The 18550-nt window shown below is 37.8% G+C and carries 23 protein-coding genes; 6 read left to right on the forward strand and 17 right to left on the reverse strand.

From position 1 onward, the window contains the following. Positions 1-26 precede the first annotated feature (26 nt). Both thpR and pepV read right to left on the reverse strand, forming a co-directional pair. A complete protein-coding gene (thpR, locus tag ACZ76X_RS23415; RefSeq protein ID WP_479851831.1) occupies positions 27-572 on the reverse strand; it encodes an RNA 2',3'-cyclic phosphodiesterase in 546 nt (181 codons plus the stop codon). 219 nt (positions 573-791) lie between these two features. After that, entirely contained in the window at positions 792-2198 is a 1407-nt protein-coding gene (gene pepV, locus ACZ76X_RS23420; RefSeq protein ID WP_479851832.1) for a dipeptidase PepV, read from the reverse strand. A 357-nt stretch (positions 2199-2555) separates the two neighbouring features. On the opposite strand from pepV, the gene ACZ76X_RS23425 reads away from it, so the two are divergent. Then, complete coding sequence (locus ACZ76X_RS23425) at positions 2556-2777, forward strand: DeoR family transcriptional regulator (protein ID WP_000805512.1); 222 nt, start codon at positions 2556-2558, stop codon at positions 2775-2777. An 81-nt stretch (positions 2778-2858) separates the two neighbouring features. Here the strand turns inward: ACZ76X_RS23425 and ACZ76X_RS23430 are convergent, their stop codons facing one another. Both ACZ76X_RS23430 and ACZ76X_RS23435 read right to left on the reverse strand, forming a co-directional pair. After that, positions 2859-3587: a pseudouridine synthase gene (locus ACZ76X_RS23430; protein WP_098669416.1), complete on the reverse strand. Its 729-nt coding sequence runs from the start codon at positions 3585-3587 to the stop codon at positions 2859-2861. Positions 3588-3628: 41 nt separating this feature from the next. Then, positions 3629-5281, reverse strand: a complete 1653-nt coding sequence (locus ACZ76X_RS23435; protein ID WP_479851833.1) for a putative polysaccharide biosynthesis protein — start codon at positions 5279-5281, stop codon at positions 3629-3631. 265 nt (positions 5282-5546) lie between these two features. Between ACZ76X_RS23435 and ACZ76X_RS23440 the strand changes: the two genes are divergently transcribed. Then, on the forward strand, positions 5547-6818 hold the full coding sequence (locus tag ACZ76X_RS23440; RefSeq protein ID WP_071756950.1) for a BaiN/RdsA family NAD(P)/FAD-dependent oxidoreductase: 1272 nt from the start codon (positions 5547-5549) through the stop codon (positions 6816-6818). 243 nt (positions 6819-7061) lie between these two features. Then, positions 7062-8498, forward strand: coding sequence for an MDR family MFS transporter (locus ACZ76X_RS23445; RefSeq protein ID WP_479851834.1), 1437 nt, complete (start codon positions 7062-7064; stop codon positions 8496-8498). Between the two features lie 32 nt (positions 8499-8530). Here the strand turns inward: ACZ76X_RS23445 and ACZ76X_RS23450 are convergent, their stop codons facing one another. Continuing rightward, on the reverse strand, positions 8531-8854 hold the full coding sequence (locus tag ACZ76X_RS23450) for an ArsR/SmtB family transcription factor (protein WP_000098837.1): 324 nt from the start codon (positions 8852-8854) through the stop codon (positions 8531-8533). Continuing rightward, a complete protein-coding gene (locus ACZ76X_RS23455) occupies positions 8855-9286 on the reverse strand; it encodes an SRPBCC family protein (RefSeq protein WP_000437775.1) in 432 nt (143 codons plus the stop codon). 425 nt (positions 9287-9711) lie between these two features. Here ACZ76X_RS23455 and ACZ76X_RS23460 point away from each other — a divergent pair, with 425 nt between their 5' ends. After that, complete coding sequence (locus tag ACZ76X_RS23460; RefSeq protein ID WP_000498989.1) at positions 9712-9939, forward strand: DUF3973 domain-containing protein; 228 nt, start codon at positions 9712-9714, stop codon at positions 9937-9939. Positions 9940-9973: 34 nt separating this feature from the next. On the opposite strand, the gene ACZ76X_RS23465 is transcribed toward ACZ76X_RS23460, so the two are convergent. Together ACZ76X_RS23465 and ACZ76X_RS23470 are read right to left on the reverse strand one after the other, a co-directional pair. Then, positions 9974-10156, reverse strand: a complete 183-nt coding sequence (locus tag ACZ76X_RS23465; RefSeq protein ID WP_000621751.1) for a sporulation protein Cse60 — start codon at positions 10154-10156, stop codon at positions 9974-9976. Between the two features lies 1 nt (position 10157). Next, positions 10158-10394: a DUF2553 family protein gene (locus ACZ76X_RS23470; protein WP_000533799.1), complete on the reverse strand. Its 237-nt coding sequence runs from the start codon at positions 10392-10394 to the stop codon at positions 10158-10160. Positions 10395-10648: 254 nt separating this feature from the next. On the opposite strand from ACZ76X_RS23470, the gene ACZ76X_RS23475 reads away from it, so the two are divergent. Then, positions 10649-11143: a CarD family transcriptional regulator gene (locus tag ACZ76X_RS23475; RefSeq protein WP_098669411.1), complete on the forward strand. Its 495-nt coding sequence runs from the start codon at positions 10649-10651 to the stop codon at positions 11141-11143. 72 nt (positions 11144-11215) lie between these two features. Here the strand turns inward: ACZ76X_RS23475 and ACZ76X_RS23480 are convergent, their stop codons facing one another. The 7 genes from ACZ76X_RS23480 to moeA all read right to left on the reverse strand — a co-directional run bounded on the left by ACZ76X_RS23480 (position 11216) and on the right by moeA (position 15893). Beyond that, on the reverse strand, positions 11216-12001 hold the full coding sequence (locus tag ACZ76X_RS23480) for a glucose 1-dehydrogenase (RefSeq protein ID WP_479851835.1): 786 nt from the start codon (positions 11999-12001) through the stop codon (positions 11216-11218). Between the two features lie 13 nt (positions 12002-12014). Then, complete coding sequence (gene glcU / locus ACZ76X_RS23485) at positions 12015-12872, reverse strand: glucose uptake protein GlcU (protein ID WP_479851836.1); 858 nt, start codon at positions 12870-12872, stop codon at positions 12015-12017. A gap of 36 nt (positions 12873-12908) precedes the next feature. Continuing rightward, positions 12909-13328: a DUF3888 domain-containing protein gene (locus ACZ76X_RS23490; RefSeq protein WP_479851837.1), complete on the reverse strand. Its 420-nt coding sequence runs from the start codon at positions 13326-13328 to the stop codon at positions 12909-12911. 93 nt (positions 13329-13421) lie between these two features. Then, positions 13422-13655 (reverse strand): molybdopterin converting factor subunit 1, encoded by a 234-nt coding sequence (gene moaD, locus ACZ76X_RS23495; protein ID WP_098669407.1) that lies wholly within the window; start codon positions 13653-13655, stop codon positions 13422-13424. A gap of 2 nt (positions 13656-13657) precedes the next feature. Continuing rightward, entirely contained in the window at positions 13658-14122 is a 465-nt protein-coding gene (gene moaE / locus ACZ76X_RS23500) for a molybdopterin synthase catalytic subunit MoaE (protein WP_479851838.1), read from the reverse strand. Continuing rightward, positions 14119-14634 (reverse strand): molybdopterin-guanine dinucleotide biosynthesis protein B, encoded by a 516-nt coding sequence (gene mobB / locus ACZ76X_RS23505; protein ID WP_479851839.1) that lies wholly within the window; start codon positions 14632-14634, stop codon positions 14119-14121. The genes moaE and mobB overlap by 4 nt, the downstream gene beginning before the upstream one ends. Then, a complete protein-coding gene (gene moeA / locus ACZ76X_RS23510; protein ID WP_479851840.1) occupies positions 14604-15893 on the reverse strand; it encodes a molybdopterin molybdotransferase MoeA in 1290 nt (429 codons plus the stop codon). Before moeA ends, mobB begins: the two co-directional genes overlap by 31 nt. Positions 15894-15976: 83 nt before the next feature. Here moeA and moaC point away from each other — a divergent pair, with 83 nt between their 5' ends. Then, positions 15977-16462: a cyclic pyranopterin monophosphate synthase MoaC gene (gene moaC, locus ACZ76X_RS23515; RefSeq protein WP_061656289.1), complete on the forward strand. Its 486-nt coding sequence runs from the start codon at positions 15977-15979 to the stop codon at positions 16460-16462. 36 nt (positions 16463-16498) lie between these two features. Here moaC and ACZ76X_RS23520 read toward each other — a convergent pair whose 3' ends face one another. Next, a complete protein-coding gene (locus ACZ76X_RS23520; RefSeq protein ID WP_087958489.1) occupies positions 16499-17512 on the reverse strand; it encodes a molybdopterin-synthase adenylyltransferase MoeB in 1014 nt (337 codons plus the stop codon). 16 nt (positions 17513-17528) lie between these two features. Then, complete coding sequence (gene moaA / locus ACZ76X_RS23525; protein ID WP_479851841.1) at positions 17529-18542, reverse strand: GTP 3',8-cyclase MoaA; 1014 nt, start codon at positions 18540-18542, stop codon at positions 17529-17531. Positions 18543-18550 lie beyond the last annotated feature (8 nt).

An 18550-nucleotide genomic window follows, 5' to 3' on the forward strand; every position in this document is an offset into this window, starting at 1 on the left:
CTGTATAAAAAACGTTTTCATACATTCTATTTTTGTAATTTTATTTCAGCAATTGCTTTATATTTCGGTGTCTCCTTCACGTGAGATTCGTATAAAGTAATTGTATCCGCTTGGAATAATATTTCAGGCACTTCCTTTATATGCTCTAAATCAAACTTTTCTTCTCCTACCCATTTACGAGCAACAGTAATGTGCGGATGATACGGGCGCGTTTCTAAAGAAAATCCATTCCCTTCACAAATAGCGTGTACTTGCTTTTGCACTTGAAACAAAGCTTGATTCTCGCTTACCTTCGCCCAAAAAATACGTGGCCTATCTTCCATACCGAACGTTGAAAATCCTTGTAACTTGAACGAGAGCTCCTTTGTTTCTGTAAGTGTTTGTAATCCATTCTTTATTCCTTCTAATTGTTCCTCTGTCGCACTCCCTAAAAATGAAAGGGTAATATGATAGTCTTCTTTATGTACCCATGAGCGAAATGGTAATTCTCCCTGCATTTCTTCTTTATAGTTAGACAACACTTCTTTTATATGATTTGGTAAAGTGATTGCGACAAAATAGTGCGGCTCCATGTACATCTTCTCCTTCTTTCTATTGTTGCTTTTCTTTCTTATCTCATTCCATTAAAAAGAATCCAACTTCCCTACAAGTCTAACCAAGTTCAGGTCGCGGTAATAGATGAATTTATATCGACATTTCGACAAGGAATAGCGGCTTAACAACAAACGGCACGTAATAGAAAACCGTCCCAAAATATGTATCGGGACGGTCTTTTATTATTTATATATCCATTACTTCGCTAATTCATGAATTGCTTGCGCGTAAATTGCTGTCGCTTTTAATAAGTCTTCAATTTCAATATATTCGTTTTTTTGATGCGCGAGTTCTTCTTTTCCAGGGAATAGCGGACCAAATGCTACACCAGCTTTCAATGAACGAGCGTAAGTGCCGCCACCAATCGCTAATAGCTCTGCTTTTTCTCCTGTTTGTTCTTCGTATACGCGCTGCAACGTACGAATTAATACGTGGTCTTTATCAACGTGATGCGGACGAGAGTTAGAATAATCCGCTACTTCAAATCCATAATTACTAACGTATTCTTTTAACTTCGCAATCATCTCTTCGAAGTTAGTTGTAACTGGGTAACGCACGTTTAATCCTAAATTGCCACCATTTTCTTTCGTATAAGAAAGACGACCAACATTCACTGTTAACGGACCACTAACTTCATCTTTATAAGCGATAGTAGCCTTTTCACCATAAATATCACCAATAAATGTTTCTGTTGCAAATGTTGCAAACGAAGCTCCCTTTCCATCAAGAGCGACTTTCGTTAAGAAGTTTGCTAGTAATAAACCTGCATTCTCACCCTTTTCCGGAGTAGATCCGTGAGCTGAAATCCCTTTAATTTGCAACGTCACCGTATTACCTTCTACAATCGCTTCACCTATTTTTTTAGCAGTTTGTAAATACTCTTCATATGCTACTGTAAGTGCATTTACATCTTCTCCAGTAATAATCGCTTCTGCAAAATCAGGAACCATATTTAAACGGCGACCTGACTCAAACGAAACAAGTTCATATGTACCTTTCTTCTCTTCACTACCATTTTGCACAACTTGTATGTCAGAAATACCTTTTTCTGCATTAATAATTGGAAAGTCCGCGTCTGGCGCAAAACCGATTGTTGGCATTTCTTCGTTTTTAAAGTAATGATCTACACATTTCCAATTGCTTTCCTCATCTGTCCCTAAAATCATACGAACGCGTTTTGAAAGAGGTAAACCTAATTCTTTCACAATTTTCATCGCATAATAAGCTGCCATCGTTGGGCCTTTATCGTCAATTGCACCGCGTGCAAAAATCTTTCCATCGCGAATATCCGCACTATATGCAGGAGTCGTCCAGCCATCGCCTTCTGGTACAACGTCAACGTGACAAAGAATACCTACTAATTCTTCTCCTTGCCCCATTTCAAGATGACCTGCATACCCTTCTAAATTTTCAGAAGCAAAACCTTCAGTTTCTCCTTTATGTAACATGAAAGATAAAGCTTTTTCTACACCTTCACCGAATGGTGCGCCTTCTTTCGCCGATTCTTCTTCCCATACACTTTTAATTTGTAAAAATTGTTGTGTATCACGAATTAAATCATCTTTTCGTTTCGCAACTTCTTCTGTCCAATTAATTGCTGACATCACGCATCCATCCTTCACTATATTGTTTCTTTCATCATAACAAACCGAAATCTCTTATGCCATACACGAAAACTAAATACCGAACAATTGTAATATTTCAGATATTTCTTATTAGTTTTTCTTTTATTTTTCTAAAAAAATTTGCAGGAATTTGGCGCTTTACGTAGAATTTTATGTGTTAGTTGACTGACCATATATACAATGTCAACTACCAATATTTTTCTATATGAATATTTGTTAAATTTCTGTAAAATTTAAGTAGATTAAAGCATGAATTTTATCATGTAGAGTACAATGGTAGTAACGACCTTCTTTCCTGAATGGGGTCAAAAAAACTAGTAGAGGAGTGGTTTTCTCTTGAAACCTACAACTACTCGTATGCTAACACGCATTAAATCAATTTATATGTACATCAATGAAAACGGAACGGTAACGACGAAAGACCTTGTAGATGAGTTCGGGATCACACCGCGAACGATACAACGTGATCTAAATGTGTTGCAGTTTAATGAACTCGTGTATAGCCCTTGCCGCGGTAAGTGGACAACAACAGGAAAGAAAGTGAGAATGACCTCATAACGAAAAATAATTGTATGTAAATAAATACATACCCCTTTCTAACTCATTAGAAAGGGGTCTTTTCTGCGCCTAAAAACAGCACTATTTTTCAGTATCTACTTGATATGTTTTTAACATCTCTACTTCTTCATCTGTTAGCTCTCGGTATTGTCCAAGTTCTAGCTCTTCATCTAATACTAACGGTCCCATCTCTGTTCTCTTTAGGTAGACTACTTTTTTCCCTACTGCTTCAAACATACGCTTCACTTGATGGAACTTTCCTTCTGTAATGACAAGCTCGATTTCAGAAATATCATCGCTTTTTAATATTGTAAGTGCACCTGGCTTTGTTTCATAGCCATCATCTAAAATAACACCTTTAGCAAACTCTTTTACATCTTCTTCTGTTACTACTCCTGCAACGTGTGCATAATATTTTTTCGGCACATGCTTTTTCGGAGATAACAATTGATGCGATAACTTCCCGTCATTTGTTATTAATAAGAAACCTTCCGTATCAATATCAAGTCTTCCAACTGGGAACGGATTAAAGATCGCATCTTCTAACTCTAATAAATCTATTACCGTTTCATGATTATCATCTTCTGTCGCTGAAATAACGCCTTGTGGCTTATGCATCATTAAGTAAACAAACTCTTTATACTCCACAACTTCACCGTGAATCATAACTTCTTGTTCTTCTACATTTACATGAACCTTTGCATCTTTCACTGGTGTTCCATCAATTTTTACAACGCCGTCTTTTAATAATTTCTTTACTTCTTTTCTACTTCCATATCCCATATTTGCTAATAATTTATCTAATCTCACGCTTTTCACCTTCTTTGTTTATCATAGAAAAGGGGACGTAATTACGCCCCTTTTGATTTCAACTTTATTTTGAATCTATTGCCAAGTTTACGCTGGATTTTCTCTAACGCTTCTCCGCCAAATACTCTTTCAAGTACTCCTGTGCGAATTGCTAACAATCCGTAAACAAGACCACCAATACCTGCACAAATCGCAACTGTAATAAGAGCACCCATTCGGCTATCAGGCGAAATCATGAAGGATAGAATCCATTGTGATAATTTCACAGTAACGACCATTACAAATGTTAATACTGCAATTTGGAATGTTCTCTTATATACAACACCAAATGAATAATTTGCGTATTTTTTAATTTGTTGGTTTGTGTACCAAACAGAAGCTAAGAAACCAACAGCTGTTGCTAGAATCGCCCCTACTGTACCGAAGTAACGAATAAAGATTACGTTACATACAAATTTTAAAATAACACCCATGATAAGCGCGATAATCGCATGCTTTTGTTGGTTAATACCTTGCAGAATTGCCGCTGTTACTGTAAATAAAGCAAATAACAACGCAACCGGTGCATACCACATTAATACTTGTCCACCTAGTGGATCTGAATCGTAAAACGCAGTATAAATTGGATAGGCAAGTGATGAAATACCGACAACTGCTGGCAATGTTAAGAACATATTTGCCTGGAATGTTTGTGTAATTTGTAACTTTAAATAACGGTATTGTTTTTCAGTAAATGATTTTGTAATCGCTGGTACAAGCGTTAAACTAAACGCTGTCGCAAGTGATACAGGAATCATAATTAATTTATGCGTCCACATTGTGAAAATACCGAGAGCTCGCTCTGCAATATCTCCTTGACCAATCGCTTGCATAATTGAGTTAAATGTCAATGTATCAATTTGTTGATATAAAGGAATTGTTAACCCAATTACAACGTAAGGAATCGCATATGCAAATAATTCTTTAAATAATTGAACAGTGCTCACTGTTGATTCAGGTGCAGTTTGTTCAATTAAATATTGATCCAAATGTTTTTTACGTTTTAACCAGTACCAAATTAAGACGCCGAGCGCTCCAACTGCTGAAACGAACGCTGCAAATGTCGCTACTCCTACCGCTGTTGCAACTGTACCGCCAAGTACTTTAATGACGATAAAACTACCCGCTAATAAAAAGACAATACGAATAATTTGTTCAATAATTTGTGAAACAGTAGTCGGCCCCATTGATTGGTGACCTTGGAAATAACCACGAATTAAACTCGCTGCTGGTACAACAATAAGTGCAAAACTTACAAGACGAATAATTGTCGTAACCTCTTCTACATTACTGTGTATACTTTGTTTACCGAGCATTGCTTCTGCAAACAGTGGCGCCGTCATGTATAGAACTAGGAACGACAGAACTCCTGTTACTATCATCATAACCATTCCCGAGCGGAACATTCTCCGGCTCGTTTTATAATCGCCAAGTGCGTTATATTTGGAAACAAATTTGGAAACAGCAAGCGGCACCCCTGCCGTTGCAATACTTAAAAAGATCGTATATGGAATGTATCCATATGTATAGAGCGTTCCGCCTTCTGTCCCTACTAATGCATGAAACGGAAAGACGTAAATCATGCCTAAGAACTTTACTAAAAATGTCCCTAGCGTAACAATAAGTGTTCCGCGCAGAAATTTCGAATCGGACATACAAAAATCCTCCTACATCTACATAAAGTGAAACTTTAATTAGTTGAACTATGCGAGCATTTACGGGCTGCCAAACTCCCTTTTTATTTCTCTTACATCTTAAGGTTTTCGTCTTATGGCCCACAAATAGCAGGATAGTGCTGAACTCTAACTTTTGTATTGTACCACAATTCTCCCTTTAAGCAGTACTTCACTCTATTTTTCTTTTAAGGGAAAACATGCTATTCTTTTAGGCAGGAAATGTAGAAAATGAGGTCGATATATTATGCATTATGATGTTATTGTCATCGGCGGTGGTCCTTCTGGGCTAATGGCTGCAATCGGTGCTGCAGAAGAAGGCGCAAATGTCTTACTTCTTGATAAAGGAAATAAATTAGGGCGCAAACTTGCGATTTCGGGTGGCGGTCGCTGTAACGTAACGAACCGTCTACCACTTGATGAGATTGTTAAACATATACCAGGAAATGGCCGCTTCTTATACAGCGCTTTTTCTATTTTCAATAATGAAGATATTATTACATTCTTCGAAAATCTCGGTGTAAAACTGAAAGAAGAAGATCATGGTCGCATGTTCCCTGTATCAAATAAAGCACAATCGGTAGTAGACGCACTTTTAACACGATTAAAAGACTTAGGTGTAAAGATTCGTACGAATACACCGGTTGAAACGATTGAATATGAGAACGGTCAAACGAAAGCAGTTGTACTACAAACTGGCGAAGTGTTAGAAACAAATCACGTCGTTATCGCTGTTGGCGGAAAATCTGTTCCTCAAACTGGATCTACTGGAGACGGATATGCTTGGGCTAAAAAAGCCGGGCATACAATTACAGAATTATTCCCAACAGAAGTACCAATCCTTTCAAACGAACCATTTATTCGTGATCGCTCCTTACAAGGTCTAGCTTTACGCGATGTAAACTTAAGCGTATTAAACCCGAAAGGAAAAGCTATCATTTCTCATAAAATGGACATGCTCTTCACTCATTTCGGCCTATCTGGTCCTGCTGCACTTCGCTGTAGTCAATTCGTCGTGAAAGCACTAAAAAAGTTTAAAACGAATACCATTCAAATGAGTATCGATGCATTGCCAGACGAAAATAGTGAACAACTATTCCAGCGCATGCTGAAACAAATGAAAGAAGATCCGAAAAAAGGAATTAAAAACGTGTTAAAAGGTTATGTACCTGAGCGTTACTTCCTATTCTTATTAGAAAAAAATGAAATTGATGGCAGCGAACAAGCTGGACAAGTTTCTCACGAAAAGATTCGTGCACTTGTGAAAGACTTTAAAGAATTTACTGTGAATGTAAATGGTACGCAGTCAATTGAAAAAGCATTCGTGACTGGCGGCGGTGTATCCGTTAAAGAAATTAATCCGAAAGAAATGTCTTCTAAATTCACGAACGGTTTATATTTCTGCGGGGAAGTTCTTGATATTCACGGTTATACTGGTGGCTATAATATTACATCTGCTCTCGTTACTGGTAGAATTGCCGGAACAACAGCTGGAGAAAACGCGAAAATGCAATATTAAACTGAGAAACAGGGATTCCTGTTTCTTTTTTTATAGGTACATGAAATTATATCGGCGATTCTGTAAATATATCAGCGATTCTATTACTTATATCGGCGATTTTTCAAATATATCGACTTACCGACAAGAAGCGACAAATATACGCTCCCCTTAACTTCCCATTGCTTTTTTGTTGCTTTATATACCTTAGTACCTTTATATTTTATATTGTTGAATATTTGAAAAAGGGTAAGGGGAAAACATATGAGAAAAAAAGTCATGATGTCTTTAATGCTAATGACGTTTCTTTCTGCAGTAGAAGGAACGATTGTTAGTACAGCAATCCCTCGTATAACGAGTGATTTGTCAGGCGTCGAACTTGTTAGTTGGGTATATGCAATTTATATGCTTGCAACAGCTGTTTCGACTCCAATATACGGAAAGCTCGCTGATTTATTCGGCCGTAAAAAAGTTTTACTTATCGGAGCTACAATCTTTTTAGTCGGTTCTGCACTTTGCGGAGTCGTTACATCGATGGAACAATTAATTTTCTTCCGCGCTCTTCAAGGTATCGGTGCTGGTGCTGTTATGCCGATCACAATGACAATTATTGGAGACTTATATAGCGAAGCGAAAGACCGCGCGAAAGCACAGGGCTGGATGAGTGCCGTTTGGGGTGTATCTGGTGTTATCGGACCGTTAGTAGGTGGATTTTTAGTTGATTCCCTATCTTGGCGTTATATTTTCTTCTTAAACGTTCCATTCGGCATTATCGCTTGCTTAATGATTGCCATTTACTACAAAGAATCTATTAAGCCCGCTAAACACCATATCGACTATCTTGGTGCAACAGTCTTCTCATTAAGTACGATCGCTCTACTATACGCATTATTAACAGGTAGCAGTAAGCAAAACTGGGGAGACATAACAATTATCGGCCTATTAATCTTCGCCGTCGTTTCATTCATTATTTTCTTATTCATCGAGAAAAAATCTCCGGAACCATTAATTCCGCTAGCACTTTTCTCTAACCGTACATTATCTACAATAAACATATTAACACTTATTGCTGGCGCAATGATTATTAGTATTACAATGTACCTTCCAATTTGGAGTCAAGGTGTATTAGGAAAAAACGCAACGGAAGCTGGACTTATTTTAATGCCAATCCCTGTTATGTGGACATTTGGCGCTATCTTCTCTGGTAACTTAGTAGGAAAATTAAAAACGAAACAAATCATTTTACTTGGAGCTAGCATTTTATCAGTCGCTACGTTCTTATTATTTACATTATCAACACATTCACCATCGTTCCTTATTTATGTAGCAGTCGGATTATTCGGCTTAGGAATGGGGCTTGTGACACCGATTTACATGGTAACAATTCAAGCAGCCGTACCAGCTCATACACGCGGTACAGCCGTTGGTTTAAACACATTCATTAATACATTTAGTCAAACGTTAGGTGCTGCAATCTTTGGAACAATCTTCAATACGATGATTCACGCACGTGGCATTAAAAACCTTGATCTTGTATCTGGCGGACACGGCGGGGCTACAGCAAGTGTAGCCACTGAATCACAATCCGCATTAGCAGCAAGTGTACACGTCATTTATATGAGTACTTTCGTATTAGCAGTATGTACATTAATTATCGCTTGGCTTTTATTAAAGCCAGCTATACAAACAAGTGAGCAATAATAAAGAGGATGACCATTTCGGTCATCCTCTTTTTACTCTTCATTCTCCACAATATGTTTCAACATGGACAATTTATTATCCCAAAAACGTTCATAATACGAGAGCCACTGTTGTAATTCCTCTAATGGTTCTGGATGCAAGCGATATATCTTCTCTCTTCCGCTTTTTCTTCCGCTTACTAAATTCGCTTCCGAAAGAATATGAAGGTGCTTTACAACCGCAGTACGACTCATCGGAAAATGATCCGTTATTTTGGAAATCGGTAACTCTTTGTCACTTAATAACCGTATTACTTCTCGGCGGGTTGGATCAGCAATTGCTTGAAACACATCATATTTCGCTGCTGATGAGGACACTTAGCCTTCGACAACCTTTTTCAGTTTTTCGTTTACAATCGCTACCCAGCCACCGCTCATTCTATCGCGAATAATAGAGCTCTTCGCATTCGCTTTCGGAAGAATTTCATCAGGATGTTTCCAGCCGCCGTGAATTAACGTAAATTCTGTTTTATTATCTCCTAGGTCTTTCAAATGAAATGAAACAACCCAGCCATCTGTATCCCATGAGAAAGATAGGTGGTTTGGCTCATCGATTTCTAGCACTTTACATGGTGATGGCCCAAATGGTGATTGCACATGAAATTCATGTCCTACCTCTAATACAAAATCATTTGGCATAAACCATGAAGCAATCCCTTCTGCAGTTGATACTACATTCCATACTTTTTGAATAGACGCGTTAAAAACGATCGTTTGTTTAATATCAGTTAATGTATTTTGTTGTTCCATTTTCATTCTCCTTTATTCGGCAATCAAACATAACACCTTTTGGTTTCATTTCAGATAATATAACACCTTTCAGTTTCATGTCAATACTAACTCTTTTTTAATGTTGAGAAATTCTCAACATTTTTTCAACAGGACAAACACCCTCTGAGCATTCCCTCATAATATACTCACAAAGGCAACAAAAAATAAAAACTTCTCTTAACATGAAACTCCATCATTCATCTTGAAAGAAGCGCCTTACGTATATCATGCGTATTTCGTCTCTCCTCCTTCCCTCAGGGACACTACGCGAGATATGAAAAATCAGAAGGAATATGCCCACCATTTGAGTAGGTAGTTATTTCTCTTCTCCTCAACATTTCCTTAGGAGCGAAATGACTACCGACTCACTTTTTTCAAACAAAAATAAAAAGGGGTTGAACGCTATGTTCTATTGCATTAACTGCTCTGACATTCATCATGAAAAACATCCGAATGATAAAGTATTCAAAAACGGTTTTTATATTGATCCATTTTTAGGTGATCGTTATCACCTCGGTATGTGTAAAGATGCCCAAAATCATGAGACAGGGGAGCCTCTTCTAACGACGAAGAAATTAGGCACAACCCAATCTATTATGAATGTATTACCGACACATGTTGTCCCAACATAAAGCATAAAAAAGAGCTGGGTCATCCAGCTCTTTTTTATGCTTTATAAACGATCATTGCTGAAAAACAATAAATTTGGTTTTCATCATCGTTAATGGAAACACCAACTTGATACTTAATATCTACAAAGTTACTATCATCAATCTTTTTCAAAAAAACATTTACAGCGTCTTCTAAGTCTTTTTCGTGACTTTCATCAAATACTTTTACACGAATCATGTTAACACCATCCTAGATCGCAGCCCTCCGCCGCTTGATTATTGCCACGGTGCGTATCTATGATGCGATAAAATTTTCCGTCTTCATATATATATCCGTCTTCTAACACATATTCTTTACCTTCAGTATAGACATAAAACTTACCTATCATAAATTTACTCGTATATAATTCCAAATAATCTGGCCTAAATTTAGCTACAACTTTATTTGTAATATCAATTTTTATTGTGCGCCCCACCTTCTCTCCCTCCTTTGCAAAGAACGGATTTAGGTATATTGTATTAGCGATTTTACATTTTATGCTTAAAAATAAGTGGATATGCCTTCCTCCCTCACCTGTACTATTTTTCTAAAAAAGTCATACATAAGTAAGAGCAAAAAAATATAAATAAAAAGAGCTTTTACTTATTGACTATAATATTAACATTATGGTATTATATAAAATTTGACATTTTTATATACTTATGATATCATTAAAGATGGTTACCACATATGGAGGTGGATGATTTGTTTCAAATTGGTGATAAAATCGTTTATCCAATGAACGGCGCAGGAGTCATCGAAGCCATTGAAGAGAAAGAAATATTAGGAACTATACGTCAATACTGTGTGATACGCATCATTAGTAAAGATATGCAAGTAATGCTTCCTATGGATCAATTACAAAAATCAGGTATTCGTTATATCGTAGATAAAGGTACGTTAGATGATATACTTCTTGAATTTCAAAACGGGGAATCAGACACATCACTTTCCTGGAAACAAAGATATACAATGAATATGGAAAAAATGAAAAACGGCAATCTGCAAGATAGCGCAGAAGTTGTTCGGGATTTACTTCGCCGCAATAAAGAAAGAGCTTTAAATGCGAGCGAAAAACAAATGCTAGATAATGCCCGAAAAATGATGATCAGCGAAGTTGCACTTGTACAAAATGTTTCTGAACATCAAGCAACAGAATTCCTTCAAGATACAATGAATCATTAAATTTAAAATAGCTGGCCGCTATTTTTTTTGCAGAAAAAAGGACAAAGAGCTAAAACTCTTTGTCCTTTTCTATTACCCGCGCCCTGCTTGAAACGATGGATATAACGTCATTCCACCGTCTGCAAATAGCGTAATTCCAGTTACGTAACTTGCCTCTGAGGAAGCGAGCCACGTTGCGACTGCTGCAATTTCTTCTGGTTTTCCGATGTAGCCCATCGGTATCATACTTTCTACGTCAGCACGTTTTTTAGGATCAGCAAACTTCTCTGCATTAATTGGCGTATTTATTGCACCCGGTCCAATATTATTTACGCGAATGCCTTTTGGTGCGTATTCTAGCGCTAACGTTTCCGTCATCAATTTAATACCGCCTTTACTCGCCGCATAGTGTACAAATAGTGGCCACGGAATTTTCTCGTGAACACTCGACATATTAATGACAGACCCTTTAATATCGTTCTCTACAAAATATTTAATCGCCTCTCTACTTCCTAAAAAAGCACCTGTTAAATTTGTATTGATTACTTTATTCCAGTCTTCAAGCGACATTTCATGCGATGGTACTGCATTTTCTATCCCTGCATTATTAATCATAACGTCGAGCGTACCAAATTCTTTCACAGCCGACTGAATAAGGTTCACAACATCAGACTCAACCGTCACATCACCTTTTACAGCAATCGCTTCTCCGCCTACTTTTTTAATTTCTTCTAATACATCATGCGCTTCTGACTCTCGCGAGCGATAGTTAATCACTACTTTCGCTTTCTCCTTAGCAAATCTTACCCCCATGGCTCTCCCAAGACCAGTTGCTGATCCTGTAATAACGACTACTTTTCCTGCTAAATCACTATACATTCCTATACCTCCTTTAACTTTTTGCAATACCTAACATAATTCCGGCTGCGATAATAAAAACGATACCAATAACAATACCTGTTAATTGGCGTTTCGTTTTCTTTTCACCTAATATAAGAATCCCGCCAAGCGTTGAAATAATAATTCCCATTTGTGATAGCGAGAAACTTGTTGCCACTCCAACACGCGGTTGCGAAATGAATAAAAACATATTTCCAGCTGCCCAAATTAATCCTGGAATAATATTTCGTATTGCATATTTATTAAATGGATGATGTTTAAATGTAAGCAAAATGCCCCCTAACACCATACCAACCGCTTGTGGCAATAAAGCTGACCAACCATCTACGTCAAATAGTCGAATTACTACTACATAAACTAAATAACCGACTGTTGAAATCAATAAAATGATAATACCCCTTTTAAAATTCCCCGCTTGCTCTGCATTCTTTTCTTCTTCACTTTGAAGCGATGTTAAAATAACACCGATAATAATACAAACGAGCGCCAAAACGCCAAGGACAACTGATATTGTCGTGGACCATTCATGAAATACGATGACTCCGAATAAAGTCGTCGCAACTAATTGAAGTCCTGTTGAAATGGGCATCGTTCTCGAAACGCCCATTAAATCAATGCTTTTTAATTGATTCGCCTGACCAAGCGCCCAAAATAAACCTGACACAATTCCAACTCCAATAACAGTAGGAGTTAATACTGGCTTCATAAAAATATAAACAACAATCGAGAAAATAAGTGCACCAAACGTTGTACCGAGCGTTTGACTATACGGTCCTCCGCCCAGTTTCACGTTAAATAGCACAATACTTCCCCAAAATATAGCCGGTAAAATCGCTAAAAATATGTCCATCGCTCATTACCTTTCTTTATTAAATGTTATAAGTTATCACTCTAAATCATTAGAGTGAGCTTTTATTTTTGCTCTTTCTCGTTCACAAACTTTCTCTGCAATAGAACTAGAAACATTCTTTTCTCGCTCCACTTTCTTTATCTTTACGTGATCTAAATGATCTTCCAAAGTAAGTGTAACTTTATCATTCGGCGGATTATGTGCACCTTGGAACGTAAGAAATTGTAACGTAATTTCAAATCTAGGAACGAACTCATCATTCTTGCCGAGACGCTTTACATTTATAACTGAGGCACATTCATATTGATCTTCTGTTACTTGTCTAATAACTGAATAGTACCTATTCGATAATGCACTCTCTAAAAGCTGCTCCCTCGATTCTTTCGCGAAAGAATCACTTGGAGAAAAGAAAAAGACCGAAAATAGCATGATAATAACTACACATATTTTTTTCATAGTACCCTCCTTGTTCTATACGTTAGTGTTCGCAAAACTGCCATAAAAAAACGACTTCCCTTATATAGGAAAGTCGTTTTAATGAATCCAATATTAACCACCGCTCACCGGTGGGATTAGTGCAACAACATCACCAGATTGGACCCTGTCATCTTCATTTGCATATTCTTCATTAATCGCAACCATAATTGGTGCTGCCACTGGTACATTATATTCTTTAGCAACAACATCTTTTAACTCTGCAACCGTAATATTTTCTTTCTCTATTTGCAACTCACTTGTTCCAGCTTCCTCTTGCAAGTGTGCAAATAACAATACTCGAATCATACTTATAGCTCCTTCCCAGGCTCTCCCGCCGGATATGGCGTTTTTTCTAGTTGATCACCAATCCAAGAGTCTCCATCTTCCCAAAACTCCTTTTTCCAAATCGGAACAATTTGTTTTATGCGTTCCATAATATATTCATTCGCTTCATAAGCCGCTTTACGATGCGGTGTTGAAACAGCAACCACAACCGCAATATCAGAAATTTGTAGTGTACCAATGCGATGTGTAATCGCAACGTATGTACCTGGCCACTTCTCTTTCACCTCTGAGCCAATTTTCTCTAGCATCTTTTCTGCCATCGTTTTGTAAGCGACGTATTCTAAGTATAATGTACGACGCCCTTTCGTAAACTCTCTAACCGTTCCAATAAATGTTGTAACAGCACCACATTCACGGCGAATAACCTTCTTCGTTACCTCTTCAACCAAGATTTCTGTATCAATTACTTCATAATACGTATTTGTCATTTCGTACTCCTTACCGTTTGTACAAACCAGTCTATATACAAATCTTCTTCTGTTATATGAAATACTTTATATTCTTCCCGTAAGTTTGCGGGAACATCATACCACGCAATAACCGCTACTATATTCTCTACTTTATGTAAAAGTTCAACGTCTTCAGGAGAACGAAGTAAAACTACTTTTGGATAGCTCTCTTTTTTATAGCCTTCAATTAAAATTGTAACCACTTCAAAAAACTCATATAAGCGAATGATTTCTTGCAACGACCATTTCTCTCTTAATGACGAAAGGGAAAGTAATCCAGCACCTTCTACACTACTGACAACAGCACCAGCCTTTCGGTGCTTTTCACTATCCTTTTGTGCTACTTCTGGAAAACCACCGTGCCCGTGATGTTTAATGGTAGCAACCTTCATTTTCTGTTCAGCTAATGTATGCACGATTTTCTCCACAAGTGTTGTTTTTCCGCTATTTTGATATCCTACTATTTGTAAGATTGAAGGGGCTTTTCCCATGGCCAATCACATCCCTCGGCGTGCTCTAACAATAATACAGATACTTTCATCCCTGCCTCAAATCCTCTCGTTCCTCCAGGTAGCACAATAAAGGCATTCGCATCGGCAAGTGAAGATACCGCACTCGATTTATCTAAACCGACCGGCATCGCTTGTAATGCTCCGTCCATAATTGTCACCTTTGCTCTTACAAAACGAGTAAACGGATTTGGCTTTGGAAAGTCTTTTTGTAAAATAGCATCTGCTCTATATACGTGAGGCTCCTTCGCATACAAATATGTTTTTATAATCGGATGCACAAATAGCTCAAATCCTACGTAACAAGCTGACGGATTCCCTGATAAACCGAAAAGTAACTTTCCGTCAACTTCAGCTACTGTCGTTACACTTCCTGGTCTCATCGCTATTTTATTAAAGAGTACATTCGCTTGTAATCTTTCATAAATAGCCGGCAAGTAGTCATAATCCCCTACCGACACACCGCCTGTCGTAATTAAAATATCAACCTCATTCATCGCTGATTGAACAGCTGCAAAGCATGCATCTAACTCGTCGGCAAGTTGGCCATAATAACGAACTTTCCCTCCGGCTTTCATAATTTGAGCGGCAATCATATACGAGTTACTATTTCTAATTTTCCCCGGCTGTAACGACTCATGTACTTCTAACAGTTCACTTCCTGTCGTCACAATACCAACAACAGGCTGTTTTACAACCTTCACAGTACTATATCCAAACGTCGCTAATAAGGCCGCAACACCTGGATTAATTGCAACACCTTTCTGAACGAGAACTTGACTTTGCTTTATATCTTCTCCTTTAAATGATACATTGTCACCACTGTGAAAAGGACGCTTTAACTTCATATATGTTTTTCCGTTCTTCTCAAAACCTTCCGTCAACTCTAGCATGACGACTGCATTACAATCATCTGGAATAGCTGCTCCTGTCATAATACGAACCGCCTGAAAAGATCCTACTTTTTCTGTAAAAACAGACCCCGCCCCGATTTCTCCTATTACTTCAAACTCAATCGCATTCTCTTGATTTGCTTCCTTCGTATCTTCTGCTCGAATTGCGAAACCATCGTAAGGAGAACGATCGAAATGAGGAACGTCATGATCAGAGATAACATCCTCCCCAAGAATTCTCCCGTAACTTTCCGTAATAGAAACCTCTTCTATTTCACCATTCTTCGCATATTCCATTACTCTCTCTACTGCCTCTGCAACTTGAATCGGAATTCGTTTTTCTACCATCGTTTCTCACCCCATATTTGCAATTTTTTTAATCTCGATTAAACTTTATATATTGAATAGAAATTACTTCAAGGAGGAATTCCATGTCTTCATTCACACATTTTAATGACCAAGGACGCGCGAAGATGGTTGATATAAGCGATAAAAAAGCAACCGTTCGAACAGCAATTGCGTGCTCTAGCATTGTTGTTACAAAAGAAATTTACGATAAAATCTCTCACAATGAAATTGGGAAAGGTGACGTATTAGCAGTTGCACAAATCGCTGGTATTATGGCTGCGAAACGCACTTCTGATATTATCCCAATGTGCCATCCTTTATTGTTAAAAGGTGTTGACGTTTCCTTCGATTGGAAACAATCCGGTGAACAATATCGATTACTTATTGAAGTAAAAGTTAAAACAGAAGGTAGCACCGGTGTTGAAATGGAAGCTTTAACAGCGGCTTCCGCTACCGCTCTTACCGTGTACGATATGTGTAAGGCTGTTGATAAAGGTATGATTATTGGCGAAACGTACTTACTTGAAAAAACAGGTGGAAAAAGTGGAGATTATACGCGAAAAGCTTAATCTTCCCTCTGTTGAACCTAAAGGGCTTCTTTAGGTTCAACCTATATATCTTGCATATAAACGTCTTGCTACATTGATATCATTCGTTCCATGAATAAACGCCCTGCCATCTGTAAATAAAACAAAACGAAATTCCTCTACTGGAAATGATAATAAATACGGAGTAGCTTTTACATCCACACTTCTTTGTAAGCGCTTTTTAATTTCCTCTAAATGAAATTCATTCCGCACACCTGGACGGATTTGTACTGTATTTCGGCCACATAATACTTCTGTTTTCGTTTGTGCTTCAAATGTTAAACTTGGATATGTACGTAATCTTCCGCAAGATAAACACGTTTCTTTTTTCTGTCTATTCACTTTAAATGCCATCTGTTGATTATTCCAAAGGTCAAATGATAACATCGTTTCGCGAAGTGCCCCATAGTCTTCTACTAATATTTTCAGCGCTTCCGTGATTTGATGCGCCACAACTAATTGTACTGCCGGCTGTATAATACCAGCCGTATCACATGTTGCTCCGCTCGCCGGATGCTCCATTAAACAGCGGAAACACGGTGTTTTTCCTGGTAAAATTGTATACGTTACTCCGTAGCTTCCAACGCAACCACCATATATCCACGGAATATTATACTTTTGTGAAATATCATTAATAAGAAGACGCGTTTCAAAATTATCTGTTGCATCTAATATTAAATCTACATCCTTCACTAACTCTTCCATTTCTTGCACTGTTACATCAGTCACAACCGGATTTATTTCCACCTCAGAATTAATCGCTTTTAAATGCTCTGCCGCTGCTACCGCCTTCGGTTTATACTGTTTTGCGTCTTCTTCTGTATATAACTGTTGCCTTTGTAAATTGCTCCATTCTACATAATCACGATCCGCAATTGTTATTTTTCCAACACCTGCTCTAACAATCGCTTCTGCATTTGCCGCACCAAGAGCACCAGCACCAATAATAAGTACATGCTTCTCTCTAATTTTTCTCTGCCCTTCTTCCCCAACACCAGCAAATAATATTTGTCTTGAATATCGCTCCTGCATACGATAGCCCCCTTTCTTATCCTCCTATATAAGACATTTCAATTTTCGGACGATTTTTTGCACTTTCTTCTGTCCGTTCATCCGAATACCTATCTTTTCTATTCATCCATGCATCTTGTATAACACGTAATAACTCATCATCCGAAAGCTCTCCTCTAAGAAGTTCCCTTATATCGAGTCCTTCTGTCGCAAATAAGCAAGTATAAAACTTTCCATCTGCCGAAATTCTCGCTCTCGTACAAGAGGAACAAAATGATTCAGAAACAGAAGTAATAAAACCGACTTCGGTATTTGTTCCAACGTAACGATATCGCTTCGCAACTTCACCGAAATAATTCGCTTCAGCTGGCTCAAGCGGATACACATTATGAATCATTTCAATTAACTCTCGCTTCGTAACAACTTGATCAAAGTTCCATCCATTTGTACTACCAACATCCATAAACTCAATAAACCTAAGTGTGATTCCTTGCTCTTTAAAATATGCAGCCATCGGAAGTACTTGATGATCATTCATTCCTTTTTTTACAACCATATTTACCTTTACATCAAGCCCAGCCTCTTTTGCAGCCATAATTCCCTTTATAACAGGTTTCGTATTAATATTTCGGCCATTAATAGCCTTAAATACATCGTCATCTATTGCATCTAAACTAACATTTACTCTATGTAATCCAGCTTCTTTTAATACTTTTGCTTGCTTCGTAAAATGAATCGCATTGGTCGTTAACCCTATATCTAACAGCCCGTCAATTTTCACGAGACGTGCAATAAGTTTTGCTAAATCTTTACGAAGTAGTGGCTCGCCACCAGTAAGTCTAATTTTTCGTACACCGATGCTAACAAATAATTTTGCCAATCGCTCAATTTCATCAAACGTCAGTAAAAACTCATCTTTCAAAAAAGCATAATCTGGCCCAAACACTTCCGCTGGCATACAATATGTACATCTAAAATTGCAACGATCAATGACAGATATGCGTAAATCTTGAAGTGGGCGTCCAAAAAAATCTGTAACCATCTCCTGCATCGCCACCC

This window comes from Bacillus sp. BC05(2025) (assembly GCF_056725905.1).